Origin of the sequence: Streptomyces sp. NPDC021019 (genome assembly GCF_044333295.1) — a bacterium.
GTDB lineage: Bacteria > Actinomycetota > Actinomycetes > Streptomycetales > Streptomycetaceae > Streptomyces.
Genome location: NZ_JBIRQR010000001.1, coordinates 2,321,155 through 2,345,711, shown reverse-complemented (window position 1 = coordinate 2,345,711; position 24,557 = coordinate 2,321,155). Strand labels below are relative to the sequence as shown.

Genomic DNA, 24,557 nt, shown 5'->3' with positions numbered 1-24,557 from the left:
CTCACGAACCCTGCGGCTGGCTGGCCGCGCCGGTGGAGAGCCGGGGGCCGGTCGGCAGGAGGGCGGACCAGACCGCCGGTACGGGGTTGGGGTCGACGCTCTTGTAGCCCAGCCGGTTCTGCGCCTGCTGCGCCTCCTCCTGCTGGGACTCCCGCTCCTTCTTCGAGCCGGATGCGCCGATGCCGGAGTCACCCTGGCCGCTGTCGCTGTTGGACTGCATCGCGTAGCGCAGGCCGGTGTCGGTGACCAGGAACAGGAATCCGGCGCTGGTCGAGGAGCCCTTGAACTGGCGGAAGAACTCGCCCGATCCCGGCGTGACGTAGGCGCTGCTGGAGCCGGTGGGGAGCGTCGCGGGGAAGCTCGTGCCCGCCCAGGTGCTCAGCGTGGTGGCACCGCTGTCCGCGTCGACGCCGCGCAGTACGTTGCACACGGTGTTCCGGCTGCCCTTCTTGACGTCAGGGGAGTTGACGGGCTCGGGCTTGCTGACCGGCCAGTCCCTCTTCTGGTTGAAGGGGGCGCCCGGTTCGAGTTCGGCCGCGCTGACCGGTTTGGCGTTGCCCGCCTGCTTGAGGTCCACCAGCTGCCGACTGCTGAGCAGGAGCTTGGCTGTGAAGTCCGAGACGGGGGCGACCCTGCCCGGCAGGACGACGTAACTCTGGGTCTTGGTTCCCGCCGTGGCGGTCAGGACCATGCCGACCCGGTTCGTCCGGTCGTCGAGCGTGCCGGGGGCTCCCGCGGGGGACCCGGGGATGCCGTCCACGGTCGGGAAGGTGATCGGGTCCCCGGTGTGGAGCGTGGCGAGCCAGGCGGCCGAGACCCGCTGGGGCTTGGGGTTCTGGTCGACCAAGGTGCGCAGGAGCAGTTCGTCCTTCTGGACGGGGTAGGCCTTGCCGGCGGCGTCCACGATGTAACGGGCCCGGTCCGGGCCCTCTACGTACATCAGCTCACCGCCCCGCAGGGCGTTCTTGCCCTCGGTCTTCTTCTCCTCGCGCTCGGCGAAGATGAAGGTCGCCTTCTGGATGGCCCTGCCGCCCTCGCCGGGCCGTTCGCAGACCGCCCAGCGCTTGGCCGCACCCGCTTCCTCGGCGTCGGGCAGCCGGTCGGGGGCGTACGGGATGCCGAGCGTCGCACCGTGCGGGATCTTGCCGCTGTCCAGCACCGACTCGTTGACGTTGACGACGGTGCCCTTGTCCGGGGCGAGCAGGAGCTTGGCGGAGGCCATGTTCAGGACGGGGTGCAACTGCTTCTTGCCGTCGGTCTCCAGCACCACGTACCGGGTGGTGGATTTGCTGGCGATGATGACGTGTTCCTTGGCGACGTTCCACTTCTGGGGGGCCACCGGCTTGAACATGCCCCAGGCGCCGAAAACGGCGAGTACCACGACGGCGACGATCGCGCCGGGAAGTACCGCGCGCAGCGCTTTGGGGGCGCCTTCCTCGGAACCGGTGGGGTTGGGTTGCAGGAACTGTGCGATCAACCTCCGCTTCGCAAAGGTATAGGCGTTGAGCTCATCCCGCCGTGATGCCATGTGTCCGCTGACCCTTCTCCCCAGTGATCGAACAGGGTCCCGCACGCACCGTCGGCCCCCGCTGCCGTACCGCGCCCCTACTATGCCTGCTGGGGTCCCGCTCCCTGTGCTCAGGTAGGGTGACGACCCGATCAACACCCGTGTAAAAAGCGGTGAATACGGACACGAGGGGGCAACGCGGCGATGGGTTCAGCTACGCGCGAGCGTACCGGGCGGGCCGGCCGTCGAACCTCCGGGGCTTCCCGGAGGCAACGTAGCAACGAGTCGCCCGCGACGCCTCCCGCCCAGCCCTCCGGCACCCCCGGTGCGAACGCCCCCGCCGCGACGACGCTGCGTTCGATCTCGCGGACCGACCGGGTGCGCCCCGTGCTGCGGCAGTTGGTGATCGTCGAGGTGGGCCTCGTGATCGCCGCCGTGGGCGCGGCGCTCGGTGGTGTCTGGCTGATCCCGTCGCTCGTGGTGCTCTGTCTGCTGGTCGCTCTCGCGGTGGTACGCCGGCGGGGCCGCGCGCTCCAGGACTGGGTGTCGAGCGCGCTGGGGCTCCGGGCCCGGCGCCGGTCCGCGGCCACGCCGCCCTCGGACGCGGAGCCGATGCTCGCGCCGGTCGCCGAGAACGTGCCCGGTTTCGGCCCGCAGGTGTATGTGGACCGGGCTCACCGGACGGTCGGCATGCTCGGCGACGGTACGTTCCTGACGGCCGTGGTGCGGGTGGAGGCGAGCGGCGAGTCGCTGAGGCCCGCGTTCGGCGCCCGGTCGCTCCCGCTGTCACTGCTGGGCGACGCCCTCCAGGTCGACGACATCGTGCTGGAGTCGGCGCAGTTGGTGCAGCAGGTGCGGTGCGCGCCGGCCCCTCATCTGCCGCAGCAGTCGGTGGCCCGGCTCAGTTACGCTCCGTTGCAGGACCAGACCGGTGCGCCCGCCCTGCGGATGACGTGGGTGGCGGTGAAGCTGGATCCCGAGCTGTGCCGTGAGGCCATCGAGGCGCGCGGCGGCGGGCTGGAGGGTGCGCAGCGCTGCCTGGTGCGGGTCGCGGACCATGTGGCGAGCCGGGTCACGGGCGCCGGATTCCAGGCCGCTGTGCTGGACCAGGACGAGTTGAACTCCGCCGTGGCGACCTCCGCGTGCGCCAATCCCATCCTGTCGGGGCGGGCGGGCCGGCCGGACGCCGCTCCTCAGCGGCGCACGATGGAGACGTCCCGGGTCTGGCGGTGCGACGACCGTTGGCACACCACGTACGCGGTGGACCGCTGGCCCGAGCTGGGCCGGGGCGCGACGCCGCTGCCGCAGTTGGTCGCGCTGCTGACCTCGGTGCCGGCCTACGCGACGACGTTCAGCCTGACGGTGCGCCGCGGGGTGCGCCAGGGTTCTACGAGCGTGGCCGGGCATGTGCGGGTCACCGGTGGCTCGGACACCGAACTGATCGGTGTGAGAAGGACGTTGGAGCAGGCGGCCCGGCACGCCAAGGTGGGGCTGGCACGACTGGACCGCGAGCAGTTGCCGGGCATCCTGGCCACGCTCCCGCTGGGAGGCGCACAGTGAGCAACCGGACCGAGCCCCGGCGCGGGCTGCGCGGCCCCCGTCATGCGGGTCACACCGTGGCCGCGGACCACCTGGGTGCGTTGTCCCTGCCGGTCGGTGACGACGGCGTGATCATCGGCAACGACGCGAACAACAAGCCGCAGCTGATCGGCTTCCACCGTCCGGTGCCGTACGACGTCACGCTGATCGGCGGGCTGTGGACGGCACAGGTCCTGGCGTTGCGGGCGGCGGGAACCGGTGCCCGGGTGGCGGTCGAGACCGGTCGTGTCCAGGCCTGGACCACGCTCGCCCAGGCGGCGGGCGCCGGTCTCGAGTGTGTCTCCCTTTACGACGTGGGCCGTGTTCCGCCGACGGGAGCGACGGTGGGCAGCCCTGTGGTCGTCGTGCGGGACTGCGGCATGCGACCGCCCCGCGGCCGGGTGGTGTCCTCACCGTGGCAGTCCGTGCTGACGCTGCTTCCTTATCTGAGCCCTGTCGCACCGCGGTTGATGCGGTCGTCCGCGCTGGTGGGCATCCAACGGGTCTCGCCCGGCGAGGCCGAGCAGATCGGCCGGATCCTTGGGTTGGCGCGCGCCGAGTACGAGGCGCTGCCCACCCTGGCGGACGGTGTCACCCTCTGGGTGGCGGGGCGCGAACACCATTGGGTGATGACGAACCCGACAGACGCCGAGACGGGACTGCTGGGCACAGCTCGCCGGATGGACTGATTCCTGCACCGTTCTGCCCACGAACACCCCTTCCTCCGGGGAACATGGACCACGCACCGAATCCGTTCGATCGAAGGGACGCCGTCATGGGCACCCAGCAGGAAAAGGACGAGCTCTACGCTCTCGACATCTCGGATGTGACGTGGCTCAGCGCGCCCGGCACGGAGGAGGCGGAGGAGCGGGTCGAGATCGCGCATCTGCCGGGCGGCGCCGTCGCCATGCGCTCCTCACTGGACCCGGCCACCGTGCTGCGGTACACGGAGGCGGAGTGGACGGCGTTCGTCCTGGGCGCTCGCGACGGGGAGTTCGACCTCACATAGGTTCCCTCCCACGGGTCAGGCGTTGCACGGGTCGGCACTGCACGGGTCGGCGTCGCACAGCTCGGCGTCACGCGGGTCCGGTCTCGTGCGATTCCGGTCTCGCGGAGGCGCGAAGCGCCCCGAAGGATGGCCGCCGACGTGAGCTTCCCCGTTTCACCCTGTACGCGTATGGCACGGATTGACCGTCTCGTCGCCCCCTTTCCTTCGCACGTCGTTCACCGGGGTGTGACACCTGGCCCGTGGGGCGGGGTTCGCCGTGCCCCACGCCCTGCCTGAGTTCGCCGGATGGCGATTAGGGTGGGTGGGGCGCGGCAGAAGAAACCTGCGAGCAGGTGATGCGCGTCGCAAGGGGGAGAGCCGGGCGTACCGGCACATCGGGAACGGTCGCCCCCACCCACCACGGCACAAGGGTGCTCGACCACACCAGGAGGCAAAGTGAACGGCGATCGGGACGAGATCCGCGGCGGATGGGACATGCCCGTCGACGAGTCGTCCGACGCGGATCCCGCCGAGATGACGGGTGAGTTCACCATCGACTACACCCCTCCCGCCTGGTACACGCAGAACGCGGCGGGGGACGCGTCGGGAGGAGCGGGCTCTCACCTGGCGCCGCCTCCCCCGCCGGTCGGGGCGCCCCTGTCCTCGCCCGACCTGTCGGCGACGCCCGGCGGCTTCGACCCCGACTGGGCGCCCGCCCCACCGGCACCCGCCGAGCCGGCCGTCCCCGCGGCTGCGGAGGCCCCGGTCTCCCCCGCCGTGCCGGAGACGCCGCACGCTCCCGCTCCGCACACCCGGGCTCCGGACGCTCCGGCTCCGTACCCCCAAGCTCCGGACACTCCGGCTGCTGCCCCTGCTGCCCCTGCGGCCGGCGCCGACGGGGCTGCCGGCCCGTTCGGCGGCGGCGATGTGGAGAGCGGCTCGACGATGCGGTTCTCGCCCGCCGCGCTCAAGCGGGAGATCGCGGAACGCGAGGCGGAAGCCGCGGCCGGGCCCGCCGAAGGGACGGGTTCCGGGGCTGCCGCGGAGGGCCTTTCCGGTGCCGGTTCGACGACGGACGACGGGAAGCCCGACGCTCCCGTCTCCGCTTCGGGCTCCGAGGACGCTTCCCCGTCCGGCACGTCCTCCACGTCCTCCGAGTCGGCCGCCTCCGCCCTTCCCTCGCTCGCCGGCACGGACTCCGGGACCGCCTCCCGTACGGACGCGGGCTCCACGGATCCCGAGGACGGCGGCACGGCCGGAGCCGGCGCCGTCGGGGCCCTGGGCCCCGACGGCGTACCCGCCCCCGATGCCGTGACGAACGCGGGCGCAGGCGCAGGCGCGCAGGACGTCGTGTCGCAGGACGCGGGTCTCCAGGACGCCGCGCCCCAGGACGGACCGCCGCCCGTCGCCGACGCGCAGGCCGCCGCCGCACCGGTACCGTGGTCGCCGCCCGCCCAGGGGGGCGCGCTGCCGCCGTTGCCGCCCACCTTCCAGCCGGCCGCTCCGGCGCCCTCCGCGCCGCAGCCCGCGGCGCAGTGGCCCGGCTCCGCCCCGGCGAACGAGGCGCCCGGCGGTTACGGCTTCCCGCAGACGGGCCAGCCGCCGCAAGCGCCCCCGGCTCCCCAGCAGCCGCACCAGCAACAACCGTTCCCCGGTCAGCACGGTCAGCACGGCCCCGGAGCACCGCTGCCGCCTCAGGCGAACCCGCAAGCCCCCCAGGGCGCGGGCGGGTACGGCTTCCCGCCGCAGAACGGGTACGGCTTCCCGCAGCCCGGCCACTTGGGCCAGCCGGGCCACCCCGGTCAGCCGGGGCAAGCGGCCAACGCGCCGCAGCCGCAGCCGCAGCCGCACGCGCCCTTCCCGGCGCAGGGCACCCCCAACCTCCCCGCCCCCGCCGCCCCGCAGCAGCCGGAGGCCTACGGACAGCAGCCCCGGGCCGCCCAGCCCCAGCCGCCTCAGCAGCAACAACCGCCTGTCGACCCGCGTACGGGCGGAGCCTGGCCCACCCCGGTCGCGCACGACCAGCGCGAGCGGTCGGTACCCGGCGCCCCGCTCGGGTACACGGCGGCCGTCGAGCTCTCCTCCGACCGGCTGGTGCGGGGCAAGCAGAAGGCCAAGAGCAGCCGCAACCCCTCCGCCGCCTCCCGGTTCAAGCTGGGCGGCAAGAAGGAGGAGGCCGAGCGGCTGCGCAAGCTGGAGCTGATCCGCACCCCGGTGCTCTCCTGCTACCGGATCGCCGTCATCAGCCTCAAGGGCGGTGTCGGCAAGACCACCACGACGACGGCGCTGGGTTCGACGCTGGCCACCGAGCGGCAGGACAAGATCCTCGCCATCGACGCCAACCCGGACGCCGGCACGCTGGGCCGACGGGTGCGCCGCGAGACCGGGGCCACCATCCGCGACCTGGTCCAGGCGATCCCGTACCTCAACTCGTACATGGACATCCGGCGGTTCACCTCGCAGGCGCCCTCCGGTCTGGAGATCATCGCCAACGACGTGGACCCGGCGGTCTCCACGACCTTCAACGACGAGGACTACCGGCGCGCGATCGAGGTGCTCGGCAAGCAGTACCCGATCATCCTCACCGACTCGGGCACCGGGCTGCTCTACAGCGCGATGCGCGGGGTGCTCGACCTCGCCGACCAGCTGATCATCATCTCGACGCCCTCGGTCGACGGCGCGTCCAGCGCGTCGACGACGCTGGACTGGCTCTCGGCGCACGGCTACGCCGACCTGGTGCAGCGTTCGCTCACCGTCATCTCCGGCGTCCGCGAGACCGGAAAGATGATCAAGGTGGACGACATCGTCCAGCACTTCGAGACGCGTTGCCGCGGAGTCGTCGTCGTGCCGTTCGACGAGCACCTGGCGGCGGGCGCCGAGGTCGACCTCGACATGATGCGGCCCAAGACACGTGAGGCGTACTTCCACCTCTCGGCGCTGGTGGCCGAGGACTTCGCACGGGCCCAGCAGCAGCAGGGGCTGTGGACGGGGGACGGCCAGAACCCGCCGCCGCAGTTCGCCCCGCCGATGCCCGGCCAGCCGGGCTACCCGGCGCCGGGACAGCCCATGCCGGGACAGCCGGGCGTACCCGGTCACGCTCCCGGTCAGCACGCTCCCGGTCACCAGGTCCCGGGGCAGCAGATCCCTGGCCAGCAGCCGTACGCCCCGCAGCAGCCCGGCCCCGGCCAGCCCTTCCCGCAGCAGCAGCAGCCGCAGTACCCCGGGCACCCCCAGCAGGGACAGCAGGGGCAGCCGGGACAGCAGGCCGGACAGGCGCAGCCGGGGCACCAGCAGCCGTACGCCCAGCAGCCCTACGGTGGACAGCCGCCGTACGGGGGATATCAGGCGGCAGGTCAGCCGGGTGGCCCCTACGCCCCGCAGGGGGCGCCGGGGGGACCGCAGAACGGGTGGAGCCAGGTTCCTCCCCCGCAGGCCGCGCCGGGTACGCCCGGGGCCGGTGCGCCGCAGCAGGCGCAGCCGGAGCAGCAGGGTGAGCACGCCAACCCGGCAGGCCAGCCCGAGTTGCAGGGCCCGGTGCCTCCCGCCGGCTGGCAGCAGACGCCTCCGCAACCGCCGGTGGCGCCTCAGCAGTAGGGCCGAAGTGGTTGAGACCAATGAGGGCCGGAGAAGGACCCGTACCGCTCGCGCGGTGCGGGTCCTTCCGCTATTCCCGCAGCCCACACGCTGTTTGACTGACCGTTGACGAGCCTCGACCACCGCTGATAAACCTTCGCTTCACCAAATGGCGAACCAGAGATCTACCCGCCTTCTTCAGCGAGTGATGACGCGAGGTCCCCGTCCATGGTCACTAGAGTTCCCCACCACTCCACCCGGCCACGCCGACGCCTGCGCCTCCTGCTGGCCTCCGGCGTGGCCGCCCTGGCACTCACCGCCGGGTCCGTCGTACCCGGAAACCTGCTCGCGCCCGCCCCCTCCGAGGCGCGCGCGGACGACGGGAAGACGACGCTCACGGTCGCCGTCGCACAGAGCGTCGACTCGCTCAGCCCGTTCCTGGCACAGCGGCTGCTCAGCACGAGTGTCATGCGGCTGATGTACGACTTCCTCACCAACTACGACCCCAAGGACAACAAGGCGATCCCGGCCCTCGCCACCGCGTGGGAGCCCTCCGCGGACAAGCTGACGTGGACGTACACGATCCGCTCGGACTCGAAGTGGTCCGACGGGCAGCAGGCCACCGCCGAGGACGCGGCCTGGACGTTCAACAAGATGATGACGGACGAGGCCGCCGCGACCTCCAACGGCAGCTTCGTCGGCAACTTCGAGAAGGTGACCGCCCCCAGCAAGGACAAGCTGGTCATCAAGTTGAAGGAGCCGCAGGCCACGATGGCCGCGCTCGACGTTCCGATCGTGCCGAAGCACCTCTGGGAGAAGGTCGGCGACTTCTCGAAGTTCAACAACGACAAGGAGTTCCCCATCGTGGGGAACGGTCCGTTCATCGTGACGGACTACAAGGTCGACAGCTATGTGAAGCTGAAGGCCAACAAGGACTTCTGGCGCGGGTCCCCCAAGTTCGACGAGCTGGTCTTCCGTTACTACAAGGACCAGGACGCGGCCGTGGCCGCCCTGCGCAAGGGCGAGGTGTCCTTCGTCGCGGGCAGCCCCAGCCTGACCCCGGCCCAGTCCGCCTCGCTGGAGAAGGCTCCGGACATCAAGGTGAACGACGCCCCGGGCCGCCGCTTCTTCGCACTCGCCGTGAACCCCGGCGCCCGCACCAAGGACGGGCAGAAGTTCGGCGACGGGCACCCGGCACTGCTGGACCAGAAGGTGCGGCACGCGCTGTTCATGGCGGTCGACCGCAAGACCATCATCGACAAGGTCTTCCAGGGCCACGCCGTCGAGGGCGAGGGCTACATCCCGCCGCGTTTCGGCGACTACTTCTGGAAGCCGTCGGCCGATCAGAAACTGGCCTACGACCCGGCGAAGGCCGCGACCCTGCTGGACGAGGCCGGGTACAAGAAGAACGGCGCGGGCAAGCGCGTCGGCAAGGACGGCAAGCCGCTCGACTTCCGCATCCTCTGCCACGCCACCGACCCCAATGACAAGGCGATCGGCAAGTACCTCACGGAGTGGTGGGGCGAGCAGGGCATCGGGCTGAAGGTCGACTGCCTCGACAACGTTTCCGACCCCTGGTACGCCGGTGAGTACGACCTCGCCTTCGACGGCTGGTCCGTCAACCCCGACCCCGACTTCGTCCTGTCGATCCACACCTGCGACGCCCTGCCGACGAAGGCGAAGGAGACGGCCTCGACCGACAACTTCATCTGCGACAAGCAGTACGACGAGCTCTACAAGAAGCAACTGGCGGAGTACGACCCCGCCAAGCGGGCGGATCTGGTCAAGCAACTGGAGTCGCGGCTGTACGACACCGGGTACATGAACGTCATGGCGTACCCGAATGCCGTCGAGGCCTACCGCACCGACCACATCGAGTCCATCACCACCATGCCGTCGGCCGCGGGCAACATCTACGGCCAGGACGGCTACTGGAGCTGGTGGTCGGCGGTTCCGGCCGCCGGAGCCTCCTCGTCCGGTTCCTCCGACTCCGGTGGCAGCTCCACCGGGGTGCTCATCGGGGTCGGGATCGCCGTCGTCGTCCTCGCCGGTGGCGGACTCCTGTTCGCCATGCGTCGCCGCTCCACCGCGGAAGACCGTGAATAGTCCATGAGCTCAGAAAGCACTCCCGCACTGCTGAAGGGCGCGGCGGGCGTGGAGAGCACCGAATCCGGCGGCCCGGCTCCGGCCGGGCCGTCGGCCCGCTCCCCGCGCTCCCGCTCCACCGCCGCCTACGCCCGCTACGCGGCGGGCAAGCTCGCCGGGGCGGCCGTCTCCCTCTTCGCCGTCCTCGTCACCAGCTTCTTCCTCTTCCGGCTGATCCCCGGCGACCCGGTCAAGCAGATGACCGGCGGCCGTCAGGTGTCGACCGAGCAGATCGCGGCGATGCGCCGCGAGTTCGGCCTCGACCTGCCGCTGTGGGAGCAGTTCACGCAGTACTGCGGCAAGGCGCTGACCGGCGACTTCGGTACGTCGTACCAGTTCCGCGCCCCGGTCGTCGACAAGATCGCCGAGGCGCTGCCCGCCACTCTGCTGCTGACCGGCGCCGCCTTCGTGATCTACACGTTGCTCGGCATCTGGCTGGGTGCCCGCTCCGCGTGGCGCAACGGCAGTACCGGGGACCGTGCCAACACCGCGTTCGCGCTGACGCTGTACTCGGTGCCCTCGTTCTGGCTCGGCCTGCTCCTCATCATCACCCTGTCGGTGGGCATCGGCCCGATCCCCGGGCTCTTCCCGACCGGCGGTATGGAGTCCGGCGACACGGAGGGCTTCGACCGGGTGCTGGACATCGCCCACCACATGGTGCTGCCCGTCATCACGCTCGTCGCCGTGGAGTACGCGCGCACCCTGCTGGTGATGCGCTCCTCGCTGCTGGACGAGATGGGCAGCGACTATCTGACGACCGCCCGCGCCAAGGGGCTGCGCGACGACCTCGTACGCCGGAAGCACGCCGTGCCGAACGCGATGCTGCCGACCGTGACGCTGCTCTTCGTGAACCTCGGCACGACGGTCGCCGGGGCGATCCTGGTGGAGACGGTGTTCTCCTGGCCGGGGCTCGGCGGCCTCTTCTACCAGGCGCTGAGCGTGCCCGACCTGCCGTTGGTGCAGGCGCTGTTCTTCGTGTTCGCCGCCGCGGTGATCCTGATGAACACGCTGGCCGATGTGATCTATCCGCTGCTCGATCCCCGGGTGGGCCGATGACGACGTCGATGCAGAAGCCCGAGCCGCTGGAGCCGGACGCCCGGAAGCCCTCCGGGCAGCCCGAGAAGGCGGTCCCGTTGCCGAGCCCGCGCGCCCTCACCCGGGCCCGGCGGCGGCAGGCGGTGCTCCGCTTCTGGCGGCAGTACCGCACACACCGCGCCGGTCTCGTCGGGCTCGCCGTGCTGGCGGTGATCGCCCTGCTCGCGCTGACCGCCCCGTTGCTGGTCGGCGCCGACTCGCAGAGCGTGACCAACGCCCCGGGCGGCCCGATGGAGGAGCCGAGCGGTGAATTCCCTCTCGGGACGGACCAGTTCGGCCGCAGCCTGCTGGCCCTGATGCTCTGGGGCACCCGGGTCTCGCTGACGGTCGGCCTGCTCGCCGCCTTCCTGTCCGTGGCGATCGGCACCTTCATCGGGATCACGGCGGGCCACTTCAAGGGCTGGTACGCCACCGTCATCATGCGGATCACCGACTGGTTCCTGGTGATGCCGACCCTGGTGCTGGCCATCGCCCTGGCGACCGTTCTCTCCCGGTCGGTGTGGACGACGATCCTGGCGATCGGCGTGACGACCTGGCCGACGACCGCACGCCTGGTCCGCGCCCAGACACTGTCGGTCGAGTCGCGCCCGTACATCGAGCGCTCCCGGGCGCTCGGCGGCGGACACCGCCACATCATGTCCCGCCATGTGCTGCCCAATGTGATGCCGCTGGTGCTGGCCCAGACCACACTCGTGATCTCCACCGCCATCCTCACCGAGGCGACCCTCGCCTTCCTCGGCCTCAGCGATCCCACGATCGTCTCCTGGGGCGGTCTGCTCCAGGACGCCCGCGAGGCCGGCGCGGTCAGCTCCGGCAACTGGTGGTACCTCGCTCCGCCCGGACTCGCCATCGCCGTGGTCGCCCTCGCCTTCACCCTGTGCGGCCGCGCCATCGAGTCCGTGCTCAACCCCAAGCTGGGGGTGTCCCGTTGACCGCCACGACCACGACCGCCACGCCGAATCCGGACCCGTCCGACTCTCCCGGCCTGTCGAAGCCGGTCGGCGATCCCCCGCTCCTGGAGGTGCGGAACCTGACCGTCACCTACGGGGGCGGGGCCGACGCCGTCCCCGCCGTACGGGGTGTCGATCTGCGGGTCGAGGCCGGGCAGAAGCTCGGCATCGCCGGGGAGTCCGGCTGCGGAAAGTCGACGCTCGCCCTCGCGCTGCTGCGGCTGCTGCCCGCGACGGCCACGCTCACCGGCGAGATCCTCCTCGACGGCGAGGACGTCCTGACCATGAAGTGGGGGCGGCTGCGGGCGGTCCGCTGGGCGGGCGCGTCGATCGTCTTCCAGGGCGCGATGCACTCGCTGAACGCCGTGCACCGGGTCGGGGACCAGATCGCCGAGCCGATCCTGCTGCACAGCACGTCCACCCCGGCCGCCGCCCGCAGGCGGGCCGGTGAGCTGCTGGAGCAGGTGGGGCTGCCCGCCACCCGCGCCCAGGCCTACCCGCACGAGCTGTCCGGCGGTCAGCGGCAGCGCGTGATGATCGCCATGGCGCTGGCCTGCGATCCTCGGCTGATCGTCGCGGACGAGCCGACCACCGCCCTCGACGTGATGATCCAGGCGCAGATCCTGCGGCTGATCGAGGCGCTCGTCGCGGACCAGGGCGTCGGGCTGATCATGATCAGCCACGACCTCGCGGTGCTCGCCGACACCTGTGACCGGCTCTCGGTGATGTACGCGGGCCGGGTCGTCGAGGAGGGCCCCGCCCGGCAGGTGTACACGGACGCCCGCCACCCGTACGGCAGGGCGCTCTCCGCCGCGTTCCCCAGGATCGGGGACCTCTCCTCCCGGCACGCCCCGCGCGGCCTGCCGGGAGACCCGCCGGACCCCTCGGCACTGCCGGGCGGCTGCACCTTCCATCCGCGCTGCCCGGTGGCGCTCGAATCCTGCGCCACCGAGGACCAGGAGCTGCGGGACGCCGGGGCCGGGCGCCGGGCGGCCTGCGTCCTGGTGGACGCGCCCGCCGCCGACGACGCGAGGAGCACGACATGAGCACCACCCCAGCGACCGATGCCACGCCCTCCGTCGCCGCCGCCCCGCTGCTCAGCGCCGAGACGCTGAAGGTCTCCTTCCCCGGCCGGCGCGGGGCCGCCACCGCGCGTGCCGTCGACGGCGTCGACCTCGACATCCGGCCCGGCGAGATCGTCGCGCTGGTCGGCGAGTCCGGCTGCGGCAAGACGACGCTCGCCCGGTCCCTGCTCGGGCTGGTCCCGCCCACCTCGGGGCGGGTCACCTTCGGCGGCGCACCGCTCGACTACACGGGCCGGGCGCTGAAGGCGTACCGCAAGCGCGTGCAGCTGGTCCTCCAGGACCCGAGCGGCTCGCTCAACCCCCGGCACACGGTGTACGACGCGGTGGCCGAGGGGCTGCGCATCCACGGGTACGCGGGCGACGAGCGGGCGGCCGTCTCGGAAGCCCTCTCCCGGGCCGGTCTGCGACCGCCCGAGCGGTTCTTCCTGCGCTTCCCGCACGAGCTGTCGGGCGGTCAGCGGCAACGCGTCGTGATCGCCGGGGCCCTGGTGCTGGAGCCGGAGCTGATCGTGGCCGACGAGCCGGTGGCCTCGCTGGACGCGTCGGTACGGGGAGAGATCCTGGCGCTGCTGCTGCGCCTGCGGGACGAGCTGGGGCTCTCGGCGCTGGTGGTCACCCACGATCTCGGGCTCGCCTGGAACATCGCGGACCGGGTGGCGGTGATGTATCTGGGCCGGATCGTCGAGACGGGCCCGGTCGAGCAGCTGCTGACGGCCCCTCGGCATCCGTACACACGGGCCCTGTTGTCCGTGCTCCCGGAGGCGGAGGGCGAACCGGTCGTGCTGGCCGGGGAGCCGCCGGACCCCTCGAAGGTACCCTCCGGCTGCCGGTTCCACGTCCGCTGCCAGGTCCTGGCCTCGGGTGAGGCGGAGCGGGCGGGCGTGGCGGAGGCGTGCCGGACGGTGGATCTGCCGGTGCTGAGCGGCGGCGGAGGCGTCCAGGTGGCGTGCCACTGGGCGGCGGCGTGCGGCGGGGAGGGCCGGGGCGGGCCCGCCGAGACGCCCGCCTGAGGCAGGTGTGGTTCAGCGGCTCCGGTAGCGGGCGTAGACCAGTCCGCCGGCGAAGGCGCGCTCCTCGACCAGTTCGAGGTCGAGGCGCACGCCGTCGGGGAAGAACCGCTTGCCGCCGCCGACCACGCTCGTGGTGATGAAGAGGTGGTACTCGTCCACCAGGCCGGCCGCGATGGCCTGGGCGGCGAGGTTCGGGCCGTCGACGGTGAGGTCGTGTTCGGCCTCGGCCTTGAGTCGGCGCACCGCGTCCGGGTCGAAAGTCCGCTCGATCCTGGTCCTCGCGCCGGCCACCTCGTCGAGCGTCGTGGAGTACACGACCTTCTCCGCGGCCTGCCAGTCACGGGCGTACTGGAGGATGTGCGGCGGCTGGTCGGGCTCGGTGTGCGCGGTCTCCCAGTAGACCATCGTCTCGTACATCCGCCGGCCGTAGAGGTACGTGCCCACGGGGCGGAAGAGGTCGCCGACGAAGGTGTGCACCTCCGGATCCTCGGCCCCGGTGCCGAGGCTGCCCTCCGCCGCCTCGGCGTAGCCGTCGAGCGAGGTGAACATGGAGTAGATGAGCCTGGCCACGGTGTCTCCTTCGGGTGCGAACGCTTGCCTGCCGGTGGTCCCACGGGGGGTGACCCCCGCCCGGCCCGGAACTCATCGGCCGGACCACTCCGGAACAGACCGCGAGGAGTTCTCTCCGCGAGCAAGTTTTAGCAAAGAGTTCTCTGCAAAGAACTTTTCGCGAAGAACTCTTTGCGAAGAACTCTTTGCGGTCTAGGCTGTGCTGTATGACAACAGATGACGCGTCGGACCGGTCGGACGCCCCGGCCGCCGGAGAGGGATCGGTCGTCCTGGACGCCAAGGGGCTGCGTGCTCTGGCGCATCCGGTACGCGTGCAGTTGGTCGGGCTGCTGGGGAAGCACGGCCCCTCCACAGCCACCCGCCTCGCGGAGCGGCTGGGGGTGAACTCCGGGACGGCCAGCTACCACCTGCGTCAGCTCGGCGCGGCCGGCTTCGTCGCGGAGGACACGGAGCGCGGCAACGCACGCGAGCGCTGGTGGCGTCCGGTGCACCGGACGATCTGGTTCAACGATCCGGAGCTGGCCGAGCAGGAGCCCGAGGCCGCACTCGCCTACCAGCAGTCCGTCGCCGCCCTCCACACCCTGCGCACCCAGCAGACCCTGAACGGGCTGCGGACGATGAACCGCGCCTGGCGGAACGCCGTCGACATGAGCGACTGGGCCCTACGGCTCACGCCCGAGGAAACCACCGCCCTGTACGAAGAGTTGGCGGAGGTCATCACCCGCTACCGGCGGGACACCCCCGAGACGGCGGCGAGCGCCCCCGAGGGCGCCGAGCGGGTCGGCGTCATCACCCACATCCTGCCTGAGCCGGACGCCCCCGCGCCGGAAACGGAGACGCGGTGACCAGGGACGCATCCGGCGGCGTCGGCGGAGCATCCGGTAAGCGGTCCTTACGGCCGCTGGCCGGGGTGCTGGCGGCCATCGCCGTGTCCGTGACCGGCACGCGGATCTCGCTGGTGGCCCTGCCCTGGTTCGTGCTCGTCACCACGGGCAGCGCCACCATGACCGGGCTGGTCGCCTTCTGCGAGATGGCGCCCTACGTGGTGGTCAAGGCGTTCACCGGCCCTCTGGTGGATCGGATCGGGCCGCGGGCCGTCTCCTGGACCACGGACCTGGCGAGCGCGGCAGCCGCCGCGGCGATCCCGCTGCTCCACAGCCTGGACCTGCTGTCCTTCCCCGTCCTGCTGGGCCTGGTCGCGGTGATCGGCGCGGCACGCGGCCCGGGCGACCTGGCCAAGGAAGTCATGGTCCCGGAGGCCGCCGAGCGCTGCGGTACGCCCCTGGTGCGGGCCACCGGCCTGTCCGGCGTGATCGAACGGATCGCCTCCACGATCGGTCCGGCGGCGGGCGGCACCCTGGTGGCACTGCTCGGCCCCATGACGGGCCTGGTCGTCAACGCGGCCTGCTTCGCCCTCGGTTCGGTGATCGTCGCCGTCGCGCTGCCTCGCGGTATGGGGCAACGGGTCATGGATCCCTCGGCGCCGGCCGGCGGAGAGGAGGCGGGCTACTGGCGTCGGTTCGGCGAGGGCTTCACCTTTCTCCGGCACGAGCCGCTGCTGCTCGCCGTGATCGTCATGGTGGGGATCACCAACCTCCTGGACGCGGCGATGACCACCCTGCTCGTTCCCGTCTGGGCGGGGGAATCCGGGAACGGCCCGGTGGCGATCGGCCTGATCGGCAGTGTGATGGGTGCGGCCGCGGTGGGCGGGAGCCTCATCGCGGCGCTGGCCGCGCACCGGCTGTGCCGCAGGCTGGTGGTCCTCGGCGGATTCCTGCTGGCCGGGGCGCCGAGATTCCTGGTCCTCGCCGTCGACGCCCCCTTGGGCGCGGTCCTGGCCGTCTTCGCCGTCAGCGGGTTCGGCGCCGGGTTCATCAACCCCGTGCTGGGGGCCGTCCTCGTGGAACGGGTGCCGCGCCGACTACTGGGCCGGGTCAACGCGCTCGGTGACTCGCTGTCCTGGTCCGGGATCCCGCTCGGCGGACTGCTCGCCGGGGCCGCGGTGTCCGCGGTCGGACTGACTCCGGTGCTCCTCGCCTGCGGGGCCGCGTACTTCCTCACCACGAATCTGACGGGGCTGCGGCCGGAATGGCGCGCGATGGACCACCCGAGCGAGGGCGAGGGCGAGGGCGAGGGCGAGGGCGTCCTGCCCCCGCCGGCGGAGAAGGGCACCGAGCGAGGTGGCGCGACAGTGCCCTGACTACCCCCGGGCGGCCGGCCCGCCGTGGTGGATCCCCCCCGTCAGTTCGCCGAGGGGGCGGCCCGTGCCGCCCCAGCGGTGCTGGATGATCTCGGCGGCGATCGAGACCGCCGTCTCCTCCGGCGTACGGGCTCCGAGGTCGAGGCCCACGGGTGAGGCGAGGCGCGCGAGGTGGGTCTCGTCCACCCCGGCCGCGCGCAGACGGGCCAGCCGGTCGTGGTGGGTGCGGCGGCTGCCCATCGCCCCGATGTACGCGGCGGGCGTGCGCAGGGCCGCGACGAGCAGGGGCACGTCGAACTTGGGATCGTGGGTGAGCACGCAGATCACGGTGCGGGCGTCGACCTCGGTGGACTCCAGGTAGGTGTGCGGCCAGGCGCGGACGACCTCGTCCGCCGTCGGGAAGCGCTCGCGGGTGGCGAAGGCGGGGCGGGCGTCGCAGACGGTGACCCGGTAGCCGAGGAACGAGCCGATGCGGGCGGTGGCCGCCGCGTGGTCGATCGCGCCGAAGACGAGCATGCGGGGCGGCGGGGCGTACGTCCGGACGAAGACGGCGACCTCCTGCATCCGGCGCTGCCCCCGGGCCCCGTACCACTGGATCGCGGTGTGTCCCTGGGCCAGCAGCCCCCGGGCGTCGTCGGTGACGGCCGCGTCCAGCCCTGCGGAACCGAGCGTGCCACGGCTGCCAGGGGTGTCGGCGGGCCGGACGACCAGGCGCGCTCCGGTCTCCGCCGCTCCCGACAGGACCGTGGCCTCGGCGACCGGCAGACCGGCGGCGATCAGGTCCAGCACGGCCGCGAGCTCCTCGCGTTCGGCGGCGCTCGCGAAGGCGCGCACCAGGACCTCGATCGTGCCGCCGCAGGTCAGGCCGGTACCGAACGCCTCGTCGTCGCTGATCCCGTACGACACCACACGCGGCCCGGCCCCGGCGAGCACCTCGCGGGCGACCTCGTACACATCGCCCTCGACACAGCCTCCGGAGACGCTGCCGGCCACCGTCCCCGCCGCGTCGACGGCCAGCACGGCGCCGGGGTCGCGGGGCGCGCTGCCGTGCACGGCGACGACGGTCGCCAGGGCGAAGGGGATGCCGTCGGCGCACCGGGCACGGAGGTCGGGCAGGATGTCGCGCACCCTGTCAGCATCTGTCCTCCCCGGGCGGATCGCACGCCCCCGGGGTACGTCAGTGGGTGCTGTCGTACGCGGCGGTCAGCTCGGCGGCGCGCTTCACATCGGCGGCCATGGCGACCAGGAGGTCGTCGATCGAGTCGAACTTCAGCATGCCCCGGACGTAGGCGAGGAAGTCGACGGCCACGTGCAGCCCGTACAGGTCCAGGTCGACGCGGCCGATGGCGTACGCCTCGACGGTCCGATCGACGCCGTCGAACTGCGGGTTCGTGCCGACCGAGATCGCGGCGGGCATCGACTCGCCGTCCACCTCCAGCCAGCCTGCGTAGACGCCGTCGGCGGGGATCGCGGTGTGCGGGAGGGTCTCGACGTTGGCCGTCGGGAAGCCCAGCTCCCGGCCGCGCTGCGCGCCGCGCACCACGATGCCCTCGACCCGGTGCGGGCGGCCGAGGATCTCGGCGGCCCCGGCGACGTCGCCCTCGGCGATCAGCCGCCGGGTCAGCGTGGAGGAGAACGGCTGTCCGCCGCCCGCCTCTCCGGTGACGTACAGGTCGATGACCTCGACGGTGTAGTCGTAGGTGGCGCCCAGCTCGGTCAGGAGCGCGACGTTCCCCGCGGCCCTGTGGCCGAAGCGGAAGTTGGGGCCCTCGATGACGGCCTTGGCGTGCAGCCGGTCGACGAGGACCTTCGCGATGAAGTCGGCGGGCGACAGCTGGGAGAATTCGGCGGTGAACGGCAGGATCAGCAGGGCGTCCACGCCCAGCTCGGCCATCAGCTCGGCACGGCGGTGGTGCGGGGCGAGCAGCGGCGGGTGGCTGCCGGGGCGGACGACCTCGCTGGGGTGCGGGTCGAAGGTGACGACGACCGACGGGACGCCCAGCTCACGGGCGCGCTCGACGGCCCGGCCGATGATCAGCTGGTGTCCGCGGTGCACGCCGTCGTAGGAGCCGATGGTGACGACGCTGCGCCCCCAGTCCTGGGGGATGTCCTCCAAGCCACGCCAGCGCTGCACTGTGACCGCTCCTCGCCCGAACCTGTGTACGTGTGTATGTCGATTACGCAGGTCTAAGACTGCCATGCTCACGTCCCGCCGCCCGCATCGGCATCGGCATCGGCGGGCGTGATGTCTCCAACGCCTCGACCGTGCGCCGGGCGCTCGGCCCCACGACCGCCGCCCACTCCTGCGGGGCGTCGGCCAGCCAGCGGGTGACGAGTGCGGCGAATCCGGGCACGTCGCGGGCGAGCGCGACCAGCCGCCGGTCGAAACGGGCGGCCCCCTCGGGGGTACGGACCAGCAGCATCCCGGTCCGGTGGACGAGTGCGCGTGTACGGATCTCCGGGCGGCGCTCCGAGCCCTCGGCGGCGGCCCGGAGCAGGGCCTCCAGCACGTCCGGGTCCCGGCCGGTGTCCTGCTCGAACTCCAGCAGGACCTCCAGCAGCTCCGCCCGCAGCGGCCGGGACGCGGCGCTTCCGGCCCCGGCGAGGACCCGGGCGAGCGCGGCCCGGACCGGCGGCGGTGCGGGGCGGTCCCGCAGCAGCCCGGTCACCAGGGGCAGGAGAAGGGCCCGGGCGGCCGGACCGTGCTCCAGGCGGAGGTCGACGTACTCGGCGGCGTGCGTGCCGTCCTCGGGATGGGCGTCGATGTACTCCCGTACGAGTCCGGCGACGTGCAGCGCGAGCGCGGGCGTGTCGAGTCCGGCCAGCGCCCGCAGCACCGCTCCCCCGCCGTCCCCGGGGCGGGCGAGGCGGGCGCGGAGGGCGGCGAGGACGGGCTCCTGGTGAGCCGGGAACACCTCGGCGAGCAGTTCGACGGGCAGCCGGGGGTCTCCGGCGGCGAACGCGCGCAGCGCCCCGGGCAGGTGGGTCTCCCTGGCCACCGGGTCGCGGACGAGGAGGGTGAGGGCGGCGGCGTGCAGGGCGGCGTCCTCGGGGCGGTCCAGCAGCACGAGGGCGGCGGAGCGCAGCAGGGCCCGGTCGCCCTCGGCGGTGACCCGCTGCTGGAGGAGTCCGCCGTAGCGGGCGGCGGCGGAGCGGCGGGCCGGGCGGTCCTCGTCGCGGGCCCAGCGCTCCACGGCCCGGCAGAGCGCGGTGGGCTCGTCCTCGGCGAGGGCCAGCAGCAGCTCCCCGGCGCGCTGGTGCGGGGTGGCGATCAGCGCGTCGGCCAGGTCGTCGGGGGCGAGGTCGCGGCGGGCGTACAACAGGGCCTGCGCGGCGGCGGCGACCGTGGGGCGCAGCGGGACGTCCGGGGCGTCGGGGCCCACGAGCAACGGGCGTTCGTCGGTGAACCAGCGGCACAGCAGCGGCTGCACGGCCGGGGCGTCCAGGGCGAGGCGGCGGGCGACCGCGTCCAGATAGCGTTCGTCGCCGTCGGTGCGGGGCAGTCCGTCGGCGGGCACGAGGCGGCGGAGCAGATCGATCCGGTCTTCCTCGGGCAACCTCAGCCGCCGCCAGAACCAGGGTCCGAACTCCCCGTACGCCCCGAGGTCCCCCGGTCCTTCGGGGGTGGCGGAGCGGCGGGTGATGCGTCCGGCGAGGACCCGCAGGACGCCGAGATAGGGGCGGGCGTCGGGCACCCGCAGCAGGCTCCCGTTCAGCAGGTGGGCCGCCCACCAGGCGGCGTCCTCGTCGCGGGGGCCCGTGTCGGCCCACAGCCGGTCCAGCGCCTCGATCAGGTCGGCCATCCGGTGCGCGAGCGCGGCGGTGCCCTGGCGGCGGCCGAGGAGCACCATCGCCTGGATCACCGGTCCGATGCGGTGCCGGGGCACGGGCAGGCTGCGGGGTTCGCCGGCGGTGCGGGGGTGCGGCACCCGGTCCGGGCCGCTCCCCCGGTGCCAGCGGTGCACCAGGGAGCGCAGGGCCGCGTCCAGGTCGAGGTGGGCGCCCTGTACCCAGTCGCCGAGCTCCTCGTGGGCGAAGCGGTAGCCCGCACCGGCGGGGACGAGGAGGCCCTCGGTGAGGACGGCGGAGGCCCAGCCGGTGCGCCAGGGGAAGATCTCCTCGAACGCCGTCCGGTCCAGCTCGCCCTGGCCCGGCCCCAGACAGCGACGGGCCGCCTCGTGGACCTGGCCCGCCACGCGCGCGGCGAGGCGGCGCACAGCGGCACCGCGCGGCTGTTCGTCGGCGGCGGCCGCGATCCGGACGGCGACGCGCACGCACAGCAGGTCGAGGTGGGCGCCGAAGACGTCCTCGGTGTCGGGCCGGCCCGGCACGCCGGGCGGCAGCGCGGCGCGGACCTCGGCGAGGAGTCGCAGGGTGAGCGGGTGCCGGTCGTGGCCGGGGGCGAGGGCGGCGGGCGGGATGCCGTGGGCCTCCTTGGCCCGCCCGGCCTGCTCGGGGGTGAGGTCGCCCAGGCGCAGGGCGGGCGGCAGCCTGCGGGCGGGGCGGTCCGGGCGGTGCAGGACGTCCGGTGGGTAGAGGCCGCCGGCGGTCTCCCAGTGCTCGGGGCGGCAGGCCACGACGAGCCGGACGCCCTGCTGGCGCAGCCAGGCGGCGGTGTCCGCCGTCCAGCCGGCGAGCCGGTGGGCCAGCAGCGGCTCCATCTCCTCGGGGCCGTCGAGGACCACCAGGAGCGGGTGCCCCGCGTCGGCGGCGAGCCGGGCGACGCGCTCCGGGGTGGCCGTGGTCATGTCGCCGCGGGCCCCCGCCGCGGTGACGATCCGGGCGGCGCGGGCGAGGGCCCGGCTCGCGGCGTCCGCGATCGAGGTGTCGTCGGCCAGCAGGTCCGCGCCGCGCAGCCAGAGCGTGGGGGCTGGCGCGCCGCCGTCGGCGCGGCGGGCGGCGAGGGCGGCCAGCTCGGTGGTGCGGCCGCTGCCGGGCGCTCCGACGAGGCCGAGGACCAGGCCCGTTCCCGCTGCGAAGGCGGCGAACTCGGCGTGGATGTCCTCGCGCTCGACGGGGGCGGTGCGGGCTCGCGGGCCGTCCGCCGAGCCGACGGAGATGGCGGTGAGCTGGAGGGCCCCGGCGAGGTTGAGGTCGGGGCCGTAGGCGGGGGCGGCGCCGGCGTTGCGGCGCAGCAGGGCGTCCAGCGTGTCGTCCGCGCCCCGGGTGATCGGGAGGGCCAGGCCGGCCGCCTCGTGCGGGGCGGTGAGGGCGGTGCAGAGGATGCCGACGACGGCTCCGGTGGCCGGGTCGGTGACGGGCCCGCCGATGGCCGCGCCCCCGGAGCGCAGGGCGTCCCGGCCGTCGGTGCCCAGCGCGAGCTCCAGGGCGGCGGGGACCGGGTGGCCGCCGCCGTCCGGTGCGGTGTAGGTGGCGGGGGTGGTCCCGAGCACCCGGGCCTCGCGCCGCCCGTGGGCGGCGATGTCCACGTAGCCGCCGGGCTCGGCGCGGTCGCGTCCGGCGATGGGCAGGGGTTCCGCGTCGAGGGCGTCGGGCCCGCCGGTGCGCAGGAGGGCGAGACCCAGGGCGGGCAGGGCGGTGATGTCGTCGGGCGCGACGGTGGAGGTCCGGCCGTCGGTGCCGTGGAGGAGGAGCGGGCCCGGGGAGGTCACGGCCTGATGGGCGGTGACGACCGTGCCGCGGTCGTCCGCGACGAATCCCGTCCCGCGCGGCCGGCCGGCCTGATCACAGATTCTTACCAGCTTCGACCGGTCCCCACTGCCCATGGTGCGACGTTAGGCCGCCGGTGATCTCCTGGAGCGCGCGGACGGGGAAAGCGCCCCCCACGCCCCCGGTATTCACTCCGAGCGCCCGTCCAATGGGGTGAATAAGCGTGTCCCCCGGGGAGCAGGAATGGTGCCGGGGAGGGGAACGTGGAGCGGGCACCGGGTTGGGGGGTGGGTGCCCGCTCCACGCATGACCCGCCGAAGCGCGGGGGCGACAGGCGCGGGGGCGACAGGGCGCGGGGGTGGCTCAGGCGAAGACGGCGAGGCTCTTGGCCCTGCCCTTCTCCTCCTCGACGAGCACGAGGAACGCGCCGTCGGGCCCGAAGACCGCGACCGCTCCCGGCGGATGGGCCGGCATGTCCAGCCGTACGCCGTTGAGGAGCAGCTTGGCGCGCTTCTCGTCCACGTCCCAGCGGGGGAACGCGGAGGCGGCCGCCTCGGCGACCGGCATCACGGTCAGCTCCTCCTGGTGCTGGTCGAGCGTCCGGGCCGCGTCCAGTCCGTACGGACCGACCCGGGTGCGGCGCAGCGCGGTCAGGTGGCCGCCGACGCCGAGTCCGGCGCCGAGGTCGCGGGCGATGGCGCGGATGTAGGTCCCCGAGGAGCAGACGACGGAGACGACCAGGTCGAGGACGGGAGTGCCGTCCTCGGCGACGGCCTCGCGGACGTCGTAGACGCGGAAGGAGGAGACGGTCACCGGACGGGCCGGGATCTCGAACTCCTCGCCGCCGCGCACCCGTGCGTAGGACCGCTTGCCGTCGATCTTGATGGCGCTGACCTTGGACGGGACCTGCATGATCCGGCCGGTGAGTGCGGCCACCCCCGCGTCGATGGACTCGCGGGTCACGCCGGAGGCGTCGGTGGACGAGGTGATCTCGCCCTCGGCGTCGTCGGTGACGGTGTCCTGGCCGAGCCGGATCGTGCCGAGGTACTCCTTCTCGGTCAGGGCCAGGTGGCCCAGCAGCTTGGTGGCCCGCTGGACCCCGAGCACGAGGACTCCGGTCGCCATCGGGTCCAGCGTGCCGGCGTGGCCGACCCGCCGGGTGCGGGCGATGCCGCGCATCTTGGCGACGACGTCGTGCGAAGTGAAGCCGGACGGCTTGTCGACGATGACAAGGCCGTCCGGCGTGGTGGTCTGCTCGGTCATGCGGAGGCCGGGCCCTCGTTCTTCTCGGAGGATCCGTCGGTCCCGGTCTCGTCGTCCTCGTCCTCGGGCTTGCGGTACGGGTCGGCGTCGCCGGCGTACTGCGCGCCCGTGGAAACCTGGCGCACCTCCGCGTCCTTGGCCCGCGCCTTGTCGAGGAGGTCCTCGATGGTGCGGGCGTTGTCCGGGAGGGCGTCCGGGACGAAGGCCAGGCTCGGCGTGAACCTGACCCCGGTCTGCCGGCCGACCTCGGTGCGGAGGACGCCCTTGGCGCTCTCCAGCGCGGCGGCGGAGGCCGCGCGCTCCTCGTCGTCGCCGTAGACCGTGTAGAAGACCGTGGCCTCCCGCAGGTCGCCGGTGACCCGGGCGTCCGTAATCGTCACGAATCCCAGCCGCGGATCCTTGATTCGCCGGTCCAGGGTCTCCGCGACCACGACCTGGATGCGATCGGCCAGCTTGCGGGCCCGCGCGTTGTCGGTCACCGGTCCGTCACTCTTCCTTCTGATTTCGCTCGACTGTCAGTCTTCGTCACTGTGCAGCCGCCGTCTCACCGACAGCAGCTCCACCTCGGGACGTCCCGCGACCAGCCGTTCGCAGCGGTCCAGTACGTCCGTGAGGTGTCCGGTGTCACCGGAGACCACGGCAAGGCCGATCTCGGCCCTGCGGTGGAGATTCTGTCCGCCGGTCTCGGCCGCGCTCACCGCGTACTTGCGCTGGAGCTCGGCGACGATCGGGCGGACGACGGAACGCTTCTCCTTCAACGACCGTACGTCGCCGAGGAGCAGATCGAAGGACAGGGTCCCCACATACATGTGTGTCCGGATGTCCCGCCGGTTCGGGTTCGTGCCCCGCCAGAGCTTGCCGGGGACATCAGAACCGTACCGGAACGGCCGGAGCCGATCGACGGAAATACGACCCGTCGACCGGCCCCGACCTTGGCGGAGGAGCCGCGTGAGTCGACTCACGCGGCCCTTCCGAGTACCCCC

General features: G+C 72.9%; 19 protein-coding genes. 11 read left to right on the top strand and 8 right to left on the bottom strand.

The window, feature by feature from the left end; translation table 11 throughout:
• Window position 1: 1 nt before the first annotated feature.
• Window positions 2-1,528 carry a type VII secretion protein EccB gene (gene eccB, locus ACH4RG_RS10790; protein WP_398539367.1) on the bottom strand — a complete coding sequence of 509 codons (1,527 nt, stop codon included), beginning with the start codon at window positions 1,526-1,528 and terminating at the stop codon, window positions 2-4.
• 183 nt (window positions 1,529-1,711) lie between these two features.
• On the opposite strand from eccB, the gene eccE reads away from it, so the two are divergent.
• The 9 genes from eccE (at window position 1,712) to ACH4RG_RS10745 (ending at window position 13,931) form a co-directional block, all read left to right on the top strand.
• On the top strand, window positions 1,712-3,067 hold the full coding sequence (gene eccE, locus ACH4RG_RS10785; RefSeq protein ID WP_397928654.1) for a type VII secretion protein EccE: 1,356 nt from the start codon (window positions 1,712-1,714) through the stop codon (window positions 3,065-3,067).
• Window positions 3,064-3,774, top strand: a complete 711-nt coding sequence (locus ACH4RG_RS10780; protein WP_047179113.1) for a hypothetical protein — start codon at window positions 3,064-3,066, stop codon at window positions 3,772-3,774. The genes eccE and ACH4RG_RS10780 overlap by 4 nt, the downstream gene beginning before the upstream one ends.
• A gap of 86 nt (window positions 3,775-3,860) precedes the next feature.
• The gene (locus ACH4RG_RS10775; RefSeq protein ID WP_228923244.1) at window positions 3,861-4,094 is read left to right on the top strand and encodes a DUF397 domain-containing protein; all 234 of its coding nucleotides are present in this window, start codon (window positions 3,861-3,863) and stop codon (window positions 4,092-4,094) included.
• A gap of 435 nt (window positions 4,095-4,529) precedes the next feature.
• Window positions 4,530-7,667: an SCO5717 family growth-regulating ATPase gene (locus ACH4RG_RS10770; protein ID WP_398539366.1), complete on the top strand. Its 3,138-nt coding sequence runs from the start codon at window positions 4,530-4,532 to the stop codon at window positions 7,665-7,667.
• 207 nt (window positions 7,668-7,874) lie between these two features.
• Window positions 7,875-9,752, top strand: coding sequence for an ABC transporter substrate-binding protein (locus ACH4RG_RS10765; RefSeq protein WP_397923830.1), 1,878 nt, complete (start codon window positions 7,875-7,877; stop codon window positions 9,750-9,752).
• Between the two features lie 3 nt (window positions 9,753-9,755).
• A complete protein-coding gene (locus ACH4RG_RS10760; RefSeq protein WP_398539365.1) occupies window positions 9,756-10,847 on the top strand; it encodes an ABC transporter permease in 1,092 nt (363 codons plus the stop codon).
• Window positions 10,844-11,818 carry an ABC transporter permease gene (locus tag ACH4RG_RS10755; RefSeq protein WP_397923832.1) on the top strand — a complete coding sequence of 325 codons (975 nt, stop codon included), beginning with the start codon at window positions 10,844-10,846 and terminating at the stop codon, window positions 11,816-11,818. The genes ACH4RG_RS10760 and ACH4RG_RS10755 overlap by 4 nt, the downstream gene beginning before the upstream one ends.
• Window positions 11,815-12,882 carry an ABC transporter ATP-binding protein gene (locus ACH4RG_RS10750; protein WP_397928662.1) on the top strand — a complete coding sequence of 356 codons (1,068 nt, stop codon included), beginning with the start codon at window positions 11,815-11,817 and terminating at the stop codon, window positions 12,880-12,882. Before ACH4RG_RS10755 ends, ACH4RG_RS10750 begins: the two co-directional genes overlap by 4 nt.
• Window positions 12,879-13,931: an oligopeptide/dipeptide ABC transporter ATP-binding protein gene (locus ACH4RG_RS10745; RefSeq protein ID WP_397923836.1), complete on the top strand. Its 1,053-nt coding sequence runs from the start codon at window positions 12,879-12,881 to the stop codon at window positions 13,929-13,931. The genes ACH4RG_RS10750 and ACH4RG_RS10745 overlap by 4 nt, the downstream gene beginning before the upstream one ends.
• A 12-nt stretch (window positions 13,932-13,943) precedes the next feature.
• Here the strand turns inward: ACH4RG_RS10745 and ACH4RG_RS10740 are convergent, their stop codons facing one another.
• The gene (locus ACH4RG_RS10740; RefSeq protein ID WP_398539364.1) at window positions 13,944-14,501 is read right to left on the bottom strand and encodes a dihydrofolate reductase family protein; all 558 of its coding nucleotides are present in this window, start codon (window positions 14,499-14,501) and stop codon (window positions 13,944-13,946) included.
• Between the two features lie 206 nt (window positions 14,502-14,707).
• Between ACH4RG_RS10740 and ACH4RG_RS10735 the strand changes: the two genes are divergently transcribed.
• Window positions 14,708-15,346: an ArsR/SmtB family transcription factor gene (locus ACH4RG_RS10735; RefSeq protein ID WP_397923840.1), complete on the top strand. Its 639-nt coding sequence runs from the start codon at window positions 14,708-14,710 to the stop codon at window positions 15,344-15,346.
• Complete coding sequence (locus ACH4RG_RS10730) at window positions 15,343-16,701, top strand: MFS transporter (RefSeq protein ID WP_398539363.1); 1,359 nt, start codon at window positions 15,343-15,345, stop codon at window positions 16,699-16,701. The genes ACH4RG_RS10735 and ACH4RG_RS10730 overlap by 4 nt, the downstream gene beginning before the upstream one ends.
• Here the strand turns inward: ACH4RG_RS10730 and ACH4RG_RS10725 are convergent, their stop codons facing one another.
• The 6 genes from ACH4RG_RS10725 to ACH4RG_RS10700 form a co-directional block, all read right to left on the bottom strand.
• Window positions 16,702-17,829: an XdhC family protein gene (locus ACH4RG_RS10725; RefSeq protein ID WP_398539362.1), complete on the bottom strand. Its 1,128-nt coding sequence runs from the start codon at window positions 17,827-17,829 to the stop codon at window positions 16,702-16,704. It abuts the gene before it with no gap.
• A gap of 49 nt (window positions 17,830-17,878) precedes the next feature.
• Entirely contained in the window at window positions 17,879-18,835 is a 957-nt protein-coding gene (locus tag ACH4RG_RS10720; protein WP_397923846.1) for a bifunctional riboflavin kinase/FAD synthetase, read from the bottom strand.
• Window positions 18,836-18,878: 43 nt separating this feature from the next.
• Window positions 18,879-22,427, bottom strand: coding sequence for a trypsin-like peptidase domain-containing protein (locus tag ACH4RG_RS10715; protein WP_398539361.1), 3,549 nt, complete (start codon window positions 22,425-22,427; stop codon window positions 18,879-18,881).
• Window positions 22,428-22,674: 247 nt separating this feature from the next.
• The gene (truB, locus tag ACH4RG_RS10710; protein WP_397923850.1) at window positions 22,675-23,574 is read right to left on the bottom strand and encodes a tRNA pseudouridine(55) synthase TruB; all 900 of its coding nucleotides are present in this window, start codon (window positions 23,572-23,574) and stop codon (window positions 22,675-22,677) included.
• The gene (gene rbfA, locus ACH4RG_RS10705) at window positions 23,571-24,053 is read right to left on the bottom strand and encodes a 30S ribosome-binding factor RbfA (protein WP_397923852.1); all 483 of its coding nucleotides are present in this window, start codon (window positions 24,051-24,053) and stop codon (window positions 23,571-23,573) included. Before rbfA ends, truB begins: the two co-directional genes overlap by 4 nt.
• Window positions 24,054-24,089: 36 nt before the next feature.
• Window positions 24,090-24,383, bottom strand: a complete 294-nt coding sequence (locus ACH4RG_RS10700) for a DUF503 domain-containing protein (protein ID WP_018960670.1) — start codon at window positions 24,381-24,383, stop codon at window positions 24,090-24,092.
• Window positions 24,384-24,557: the final 174 nt, after the last annotated feature.